Origin of the sequence: Paraprevotella xylaniphila YIT 11841 (assembly GCF_000205165.1) — a bacterium.
Lineage (GTDB): Bacteria > Bacteroidota > Bacteroidia > Bacteroidales > Bacteroidaceae > Paraprevotella > Paraprevotella xylaniphila.
The window spans coordinates 52,859-62,066 of the sequence record NZ_GL883827.1 but is presented as its reverse complement, the minus strand read 5'-3'; the positions used below and the strand labels follow the sequence as shown (position 1 = coordinate 62,066).

5 protein-coding genes and 1 pseudogene are annotated in these 9,208 nt (G+C 49.4%); 2 read left to right on the top strand and 4 right to left on the bottom strand.

Annotation, left to right across the window (positions count from 1 at the left end; translation table 11 throughout):
- Positions 1-264: 264 nt before the first annotated feature.
- From HMPREF9442_RS04020 to HMPREF9442_RS04015, 3 genes and pseudogenes are all read right to left on the bottom strand, one after another.
- Positions 265-892 (bottom strand): annotated as a pseudogene (locus HMPREF9442_RS04020) (UDP-2,3-diacylglucosamine diphosphatase); the annotation flags it as partial.
- A 143-nt stretch (positions 893-1,035) separates the two neighbouring features.
- Positions 1,036-1,338 carry a hypothetical protein gene (locus HMPREF9442_RS16645; RefSeq protein ID WP_253271010.1) on the bottom strand — a complete coding sequence of 101 codons (303 nt, stop codon included), beginning with the start codon at positions 1,336-1,338 and terminating at the stop codon, positions 1,036-1,038.
- Between the two features lie 60 nt (positions 1,339-1,398).
- On the bottom strand, positions 1,399-5,085 hold the full coding sequence (locus HMPREF9442_RS04015; protein ID WP_008625607.1) for a DUF5013 domain-containing protein: 3,687 nt from the start codon (positions 5,083-5,085) through the stop codon (positions 1,399-1,401).
- 204 nt (positions 5,086-5,289) lie between these two features.
- Between HMPREF9442_RS04015 and pepT the strand changes: the two genes are divergently transcribed.
- Positions 5,290-6,513 (top strand): peptidase T, encoded by a 1,224-nt coding sequence (gene pepT, locus HMPREF9442_RS04010; RefSeq protein WP_008625605.1) that lies wholly within the window; start codon positions 5,290-5,292, stop codon positions 6,511-6,513.
- 6 nt (positions 6,514-6,519) lie between these two features.
- Positions 6,520-8,769 carry a cation:proton antiporter gene (locus HMPREF9442_RS04005; protein ID WP_008625603.1) on the top strand — a complete coding sequence of 750 codons (2,250 nt, stop codon included), beginning with the start codon at positions 6,520-6,522 and terminating at the stop codon, positions 8,767-8,769.
- Here HMPREF9442_RS04005 and HMPREF9442_RS04000 read toward each other — a convergent pair.
- Entirely contained in the window at positions 8,766-9,203 is a 438-nt protein-coding gene (locus HMPREF9442_RS04000; RefSeq protein WP_008625600.1) for an RNA-binding S4 domain-containing protein, read from the bottom strand. The genes HMPREF9442_RS04005 and HMPREF9442_RS04000 overlap by 4 nt on opposite strands.
- Positions 9,204-9,208: the final 5 nt, after the last annotated feature.

Sequence of the window (9,208 nt, the reverse complement as noted above, 5' to 3'; positions counted from 1 at the left end):
TCTCTTACTAAGAGATATATTTTTTTCTCCCTGATAGAGAGTATTTTGTATTTCTTTGATACCTGTTTGTTTTTGTTTGATATGAAAGACAGGGTTAGGTGTTTAGGTATTTATATAAAACCGGTTTGTAACGCCTGAAAAGTTGTAGTATTTTCTCTGTATATAAAGACTGGGGTGCGGGCTCCGGTTCCCGGGTGAGATGTTCGATAAGTAAGTTGACATTATGAGTCCAGAAAATTGCGGGAGGCTGTCGGCGATGTCAGTATAGAAAATGATGTTCCAATGTCCGTTTTCATCTTCGGCCTGTGCAGAAAGAGTCTCCACCCAGTCGTTGGAATTGAGGTAATGTATGCCTTCGTATTCGGTATTATCCGGATGATGGATGTGTCCGCAAATGATTCCGTCGTATTTGCGGACACGGACAAATTCGGTCAAGGTGCGTTCGAAGTCCGAAATATAGTTGACGGCGGACTTCACTTTTTGTTTTACATGCTGCGAAAGTGAATAATAAGGTTTGCCGCGTCGTATGCGGTAACGGTTGTAGAGACTGTTGAAAGCCAACAGGATAGTATAGCCGAGGTCACCCAAAAGGGCGAGCCATTTCATTTGCGTCGTGCCCCGGTCGAATATATCACCGTGAGTGACGAAGTAACGTTTGCCGCCGCTTTCCAGTTCATAGTCTTTCACGATGCAGAGGTTGGCGAACGTGAGAGGAGCCAGATTGTCCAGGAAATTTTCTCAGATGCCATCCGTCTATGATGTCGCCGTTGAGAATCAGGCGGTCGCAATCGACGTGGCTCAGGAAATGGCTGACTTCTTCTGTTTTGGAATGCGAGGTACCCAAATGAATGTCGGAGAGCACGAGCGTGCGGTAATGCCTTCTTCGTTCCATGTGCTTCTGTTTTTTAGGACGCTACAAAGTTAGGCGTAGGATATGACAACCCGGTTTCTTTTCGGTGAGAATACGGTAACAAAGCGAAAAGAGACTTATTCCATCGGGAACGAGTCTCTCTTGCGAACAGTTGAATATTGAGGTCAATGTTGGATTGTCTTTTTATTTCCTACGATGTAAATGCCTTTAGACAATCCGCTTGTGGCTTGCCCGGCAGGGACGTTGCTGCGCAATTTCATGCCTTGCAGATTGTACACATCGACATTTTCTGTGTCCGCTCCACCGAGGATTCCTGAGATGTCATCTATGATTTCGTCCTTACTGTAAAGTTTTACCTGATCGATGTATAAGCGGGTATTGTAGGCTGCTCCGACTCCGGCTGTGGTTTCGAGTCCCATGCTGACGGTCACTTGAGTTTCCGTTTCAAGCGAAAAAGGGCATTCCACAGTTTCCCAATGGTTGGCTAACCGGGGATATTTGTATATTTCCGTGTCGCCGAAACGGATTCAGCAACGGGAATAATTGAGGTTGTCGCCGGTCGTGGCGATGGTGTAATCGTTGATGTGCCGCATTTCGTTGGCGCATACGTATTGTGCCAGAAAACTCAATTTGTATTCGCCTTTGGGCAAGGTGAAGGTTTGTGAGATGCTGTTATTGCCGCTGTCCCAGGAGTTCAGGATGCTCAGGCAGCGTTTGCCGCAGGCATCATCCGTGGCGGGAGCTGCCATGATACTGGCCGAGTTGCCCACGTTGGACGGAGATACGCAATACATGGTGGTGCTGTAAGGCATGGAATACAGTACGGCGAAGTTGGAGCCGCCTTTCAGTCTGTTGCCGGGTGTCCAACCTTGGATGGGCAGGACTTGCGGCCATTTGCTGTCGGATGCTTTGACCGTATTGACGTAGCAAGGATCGTAGACCACTCCGTTCAATGTCACTTTGCTTTCTGTTCCGTAGGTCTGGTCTTCTTCAAAACCGGGATTGGAGAGAAATTGTGCAGTGACATCGAAAAATTCTTCCTGTTCTTCTTTGAGGTCCACGGTTTCGGTAAGGATTTCGTTCCCGACAGCTTTGACGGATACACAAGATTCTTGTTCCACAGTGACTGTTGCGGTCAGTTTATTTCCGTCAGCCCAAATCGTGACTTGGGCTTGTTGCTTTTGTCCGCTATGATTATAGAGGTAGGCACCGCAAGAGTCGTTTTCCATCTGTCGGGCGGAAAGTCCGTCGCCTTGGATGAACACGCGGAGCGTATTGGCCACGCTGTGGTTCACGTCGCAACGGAATGTGGCAGTGGAGCCTCGTCCGTTGACGGCGGTCATCTCCGTGAAGACCGGTGCTCCGTCAGGCAAAAGGATGTCTTTCAGGGTGCAGGCCGTTTCTCCGAGATAGTTGCCGAGCAGCAGATAGCGCGCACTGTCAGGGTCGCTGACGATGATGCCGTTCCAACCTTCGGCCACTTGTGCTGTCAGGGGCAGTACGTCGGCAGCCAACTGTTCCGTGTCGGCCGAGTCCACATTGCTATAATATATAATGTGTCGGCGGTCTACGATGCTTCCGTTGCTGAAGCTACGTCCGTCGGTCGAGTAAACCGGGTAAATCTTGGACAGGAAGATGGAACTGTTCAGTTCACGGTCTCCGAAGGCGATGGATTTGTCGGTAGCCGTGCTCACGATTCCTACTTCATTGTCGATGTTGACCCAGTTTCCCTCGAATGATTTCAACTGGCTGCCATCGGTTTGCAATCGTCCTTTGCTATGGTAGAGCGTACGTTTTTCTTTGGTGAACGGGTCGGTGCTGATAGCCATCAGGCCGCCTTTCTCTTCAGTTATGGTTCCGTTGGTTTTGCCCACCACGTAATCCATGTAGATGAAAGCGTTGCCCGGGGTGGAGAAGAGGGTGAAGTTGTTTTCCAGACTGTTCCCGTTGGTCATCAACTTGCCGTTCATGGTGTAACTGTTCCCGTTCAGGTCGTAGATGCCGCTGATGACGGGTGAGGCATCTGTGGCCTTGCCGTTTACGGTGTACCAACCCAAGATGTTTCCCGTGTTGTTCTTCTTGTAGGGCACGATGATTTTGTTTTTGTCAGGCTTGTTGGACGCGATATATCCGGTATAGCTCTTGAGCCCGTTACTCCACGAGAACACGCTGAAACGGTCGGGCGTGTTGGCCCGTACGATATTTTGTGGAGTGAAGATGTAGGCTTGTTCCTGCGATTGGCTGAAATCTTTCCAAGATGTGGCCTGCATGTCTGCCGTGGAAGCCAGTTCATGCATCAGGTAGGTCATCATGACGCGGTGTCCTTCCACACCCATACGTCGTGGGCCGATGTCGCTGTTGAGCAACCAACTTCCATCCTGTGTCGTGCTTTGGCGGGCCTTGATATGTTTGTAAGCCAGATTTTCCAGCATCAGGGCATTCGGGTCGCGCAGGAAGCAGGCAGCCGTGGTGTAGCTGGTGATTTGGTCGTAGAGGAACATGCTCCAGTCATTGCCGTTCGGCATAGCCAGTTCTCCGTCGGCCAACGCCAGACGGCAGAGCACCTCGTCCATGACTTTCTGGTTGTTGTGCATCAAGGCATTGGTCTTCCATTTCGGATTCTCGCCCTGGAACAGATGGAGGGCCAGATGGGATTCGCCCAGTTCCTGCATCACGACATTCTGGTAAGAAGTATGGAAGTAATTGTGGTTTTGCAATGTATAGTCGTCATACAGGTTTTTGCCGATGTACAGGTCCTGTACGGTGGTCTCGTCATATTCGGGGTCGATGACCGTAGTGTTTTGGGCGTCATCGACGTGCGAATAGCAATTGATGGCAAACGCACGCAGGCGGTCGAACCATTTGGGGGCCAGTGCATCGTCGGGGTAGAGTCCCAAAGCACAGGACAAGATGTTGGTTTCCCAACCGTTTTCTTCGGCTTTCGTGTCACCGTTGTAACCCGTGGGAATGCTGCGCTCCAGTTCGTAATTGCATTCCGCCTTGATCATGTTGTAAATGTAAGTCTTTTGGTTCTCGTCCAATTCTTCGTTCAGGAAGTAAGAGGCGTATGCCAATGACGTGGCCCAAAGCGAACTTTCCCATACGTGGTCGGCATTGCTGACGGAACCCCAATACTTGTTGTCCGAGGTTATTTTGAATTTATTGGCTTTATGGGTGGAATAACCGAAGACGAGCGACTTCACGGCCATGTCTTTTACCATGTCCCAAGTGATGCCTTCCGGAAGGTTTACTTTACCTTTGCCATATTTATAAAGGAAAGCGCAAATCATGGAAAAGTCGGCATTTGTGCGCACGCCGTCCTCGTTGCTTTGTCCGGCACTGTTGGCTTTAAAATATCCGCAGGCTTCGTCCTTACTGTTGGGAGCCGCGCAGTCGTACCATATATTATGGGCGTATGTCAGGGAGTTGGCCAACATTTGCAACAGATCCTGTTGCATGGCTGATTCTTCTACGAACTCATGGGATATGACTCCTTCGGTGGGGGAGTCCACTTGGTCTTCCGTGCCGCCTTCAATGCTCGGTGCGTCGGGATCGAGGCTGCCCTCCGGCAGTTGTGTCAGCGTAAAATGGTCGTATGCAATGCAGCTTCCCCCGTTGCCCCAACTCATTTGTGCCGATAGGGTAATGGTGGATTCCTCCTCCAACTTGAATTTCAGGGAATTTTCCGTCCATGAAGAAGTTGCCATAATACCTGCGTTTCCGTTCACGCAGGTAATTATCAGTTTGTCCAACGATTTCAGTTCTCTGTCGCTGACCGTGACAGTCGCACTGGTCGCGGCATTGTTGGCGGCAAAAGCTTTGCTGAAAAATTTCAGTTCGTATTCCCCGGCCGGCAAAGGGGTGGATGTGGTTTGCCTCATTTCCGAATTTGCACTGCCCCAACCGAAACGTTGGTAGTAGGCAAAATCCCCGTTGGCTGCTTCCGTCTTGCCGAATCCATTGTCTGTGGCACATTCCTTGTTAATAAGGAGGGCTTTTCCGGGACTGGTAATTTGCCATCCTTTGGGCGACAAGTTCCATCCTCGCAACCCTTCGGTGCCTTCATAAAGTGCGTCGGGGGAATCCTGTGTACAAGCCTTTGCGTCCTCTTTGAAAGAGGGATTAGCCAGATAAATGGATGTGACATCCTGTTGTCCGTATGTAGCCGTACAACCAAGTAACATGCTGTAAAATACCAGTATAGGTCTTTTCATGGTTTCATTATTGTTAGGATTAATATTATTTGGTGTCAAATATACAATAAAAGAGTGCGCTTACAAAAAATAAATGGAATTATTTTAAATAAAACCACCTTATCATGTTTTATAACATAAAAAAAGGACAAAAAAGCAGTCCTTTGTTGCGAAAAACTATAGGATTGATTAATTTTACAACTTAGATTAAACGAATGATGAATTATGGAACTGATAGAACGATTTTTGAAATACGTGAGTTTTGACACGCAGTCGAATGAAGAAGGAGAGGGTTGTCCGAGTACTGACAAGCAGATGGTGTTTGCACGATATTTGGAGAACGAATTGAAAGCGATAGGACTTGAGGACGTATCGTTGGACGAACATGGATATTTGTATGCTACGTTGCCTGCGAACACGGAGCGTGACGTGCCTACAATCGGTTTTATAGCCCATATCGACACTTCGCCGGATTGCTCGGGCAAGGATGTGAAACCGCGAATCGTGGAGCAATACGATGGAGGGGACATTGTATTGTGCGCTGAAGAGAGGATTGTTACGTCGCCGAAACAATTTCCCGAATTGTCGGATCATGTGGATGAGGATTTGATTGTCACGGACGGCCATACCCTGTTGGGAGCTGATGACAAGGCCGGTATTGCGGAAATCGTACAGGCCATGGTTTACCTTCGGGAACACCCGGAAATCAAGCACGGTAAAATCCGTGTGGGCTTCAATCCCGACGAAGAAATCGGTATGGGGGCGCATCTTTTTGATGTGGAGAAGTTTGGTTGTGAGTGGGCTTATACTATGGATGGCGGAGAAGTAGGCGAATTGGAGTTTGAAAACTTCAATGCAGCGGCAGCCAAAGTGACGGTGAAAGGACTGAACGTGCATCCCGGGTATGCCAAAGACAAGATGCGGAATGCCATGCTGACAGCCGCTGAGTTCATCCGCAGGATGCCTTCGGACGAAACCCCGCAAACCACGGAAGGCTATGAAGGTTTTTACCACCTGACAGGTATGAAAGGTACGGTGGAGGAAACCATCTTGTCTTATATCATACGCGACCATGACCGGCAGAAGTTTGAAGCCCGTAAAGCGTTCGTGCGGCAATTGGCTGAAGAACTGAATGAGGAAACCGTGGAGGGTACGGTGACGGTCGAGGTGCGTGACCAATATTACAACATGCGCGAGAAGGTGGAGCCGGTGATGCATATCATCGACATAGCGAAAGAGGCCATGGAGGCATGCGGGGTAGAGTGCCGGGTGAGGGCTATCCGTGGGGGAACGGATGGGGCGCAGCTTTCATTTAAAGGATTGCCGTGTCCTAACATTTTTGCAGGAGGACTGAATTTTCATGGGCGCCATGAGTTTGTTCCGGTGCAGAGTATGGAAAAGGCGATGATGACCATTGTGAAGATAGCAGAGTTGACGGCAGTAAAATAGCAGAGAATGGAACATCTTCCGGCATTGATTCAGGATTTGGCGTGGATATTGTTAGTCGCCGCCGGGGTATCCCTATTGTTTAAGTGGCTCAAGCAACCGGTTGTGCTAGGTTACATAGTAGCAGGATTCATTGCAGGGCCTCATTTTGTTTATACGCCATCGGTACGGGATGTGGGCAGCATAGATATTTGGGCGCAGATAGGTGTCGTTATCTTGTTGTTTACGTTGGGACTGGAGTTCAGTTTCAAGAAAATACTCAAGATGGGGGCGGCACCGGTCATTGCCGCCCTTACCATTATATTCTGCATGATGTTTTTAGGCACGTCTGTCGGGCATCTGTTCGGATGGAAGAGCATGGATTGCATCTATCTGGGCGGAATGTTGGCCATGTCTTCCACTACCATTATATACAAGGCTTTTCAGGATCTGGGTGTTTTACAGAAAAAGTTCGCGGGAATCGTGCTCAGTGTACTGATTCTGGAGGACATACTGGCCATTGTGTTGATGGTGATGCTATCCACTTTGGCTGTAAGCCATAATATAGAAGGAGAAGAGTTGATAGCGGGATTGCTCCGATTAGGCTTTTTCTTGATACTTTGGTTTGTAGTTGGGTTATATCTCATACCTATTATATTAAGGAAAAACCAAAAGTTCTTGAACAGCGAGACCTTGTTAATCGTATCGTTGGCGCTTTGCTTCGTCATGGCGGTGGTTGCTGTGGAGTCTGGTTTTAGTGCTGCGTTCGGCGCCTTTGTGGTAGGTTCCATCTTGGCCGAAACGGTAGAAGCCGAGCGGATAGAAAGGTTAGTGGCTCCGGTGAAGGATTTGTTCGGTGCCATCTTCTTTGTGTCCGTAGGGATGTTGGTGGACCCGGAAGTATTGGTTGAGTATGCCTGGCCGATAGTAGCCTTGACCTTGACTATCATCGCAGGGCAGGCTTTTTTCGGGACGTTCGGTTTCGTATTGGCCGGGCAGCCGTTGAAAGAGGCGATGAAGTGCGGCTTTAGCATGTCGCAAATAGGGGAGTTTGCTTTTATCATCGCTTCTTTGGGGATGTCGCTTGGCGTGACGAGCCATTACCTCTATCCTATTGTGGTAGCCGTTTCCGTAGTGACGACTTTCACTACGCCTTATATGCTGAAAGCCTCTGGTCCGGCTTATTCCTGGTTGTGCCGCGTGTTGCCCCACGGTTGGGTGGCGTGGTTGGAACGCTATACGCCGGGCGCGGTGGTGCAGAGCCATTCCGGAAATTGGAAGAAACTGATTTCTGCCATGTTGAGGCAGATTGTGGTCTTTACGATTCTTTCCGTGACGGTCATTGCCCTGTCTTTCCGTTTTCTGTTACCCTTTACCCGCGAGATATTGCCCCATTGGTGGGCGAATGCGCTTTGCGGAGTCGTCACGCTGCTTTGCATCGCTCCTTTTTTGCGGGGTGTCATGGCACGCGGCCGACGTTCGTCTTTGTTTCAGGCCTTGTGGAAGGAAAGTCGTTACAACCGTTTGCCGTTGGTCTTTACGCTTATTGTGAGGTCGGTGGTGGTTTGTATGCTCATTTTCTATATCATCCGCTTTTTAGTGCCGTTTGCCGACCCCTTGTTGTTGTTGTTTGCCCTGTTGATTGTAGGGGGAATCTCCTTGTCCCGTCCGTTGCGACGGAATTCCATCAGGATGGAGAAAGTCTTTATGGACAACTTGCATAGTCGGGACATGTTGGCGCGTCGCGATGGTAAGGTGCAGCCCGGTTATGCACAACGTTTATTGTCTAAGGATTTGCATCTGGCTGACTTTGAAATTCCGGAAGAGTCTATTTGGGGAGGCCGGTTGTTGGGTGATTTAAAATTGGGGCAACGTTATGAGGTCAACGTCGTTTCCATCATTCGCGGAACGCACTATATGAATATACCCAACGGCAATGACCGTATTTATCCTCGTGACCATATCCAGGTGATAGGTACGGACGAGCAGATAGAACGTTTTTCCGGTGCATTGGCGAATACGGTCATCGTAGAGGCGGAACTTCAGGACCGTGAGATGCAGTTGAAACAGTTCCTGATTACCGAGGTGTCCGGATTCGTAGGGGTAAAAATAAAAAACAGTGGCATCCGCGACCGGTACCACTGTATGATTGTTGGCATTGAGACCTCCGACGGTATGTTGGAGAAACCTGAAGCCGAGAGGGTTTTCCGTGTCGGAGACATCATTTGGCTAGTAGGGGAGAAAGAAGCCCTGTCACGGCTTTTTTTGGGTAAACCTTAATCGTCTTCCCCGCCTTCTTCGTCTTCGACATCGAAGTCGAACAACAGGTCGTCCAAATATTCGGGTGTGGTGAATTCCTCCAAGCTCCTACGGTCTTTCTTCGTTGGGCGTCCGGTTCCACGGGCGCGACCGACGAAACCGCTCAGGCGACTCATCTCCAAAAGTTCGTATTGTTCTGGTGGAGTGACATTCTCCAGTATTTCCGGAATCAGTTTGGCCCCGACCCGTTTTTCTATGGTCTGCTTGACCTTAAAAGAATAAGTGACAGGAGGTTTGCGCACTTCAATGACATCACCAGGCTTGACGGTGCGTGAAGGTTTCAGTTGCGCCCCCTTCATGGAAACCTGTCCTTTCTTGCAGGCTGCAGCGGCCATCGAACGTGTCTTGAAGATACGGGCGGCCCACAGCCACTTGTCAATTCTCGCTTCGTTCATACATC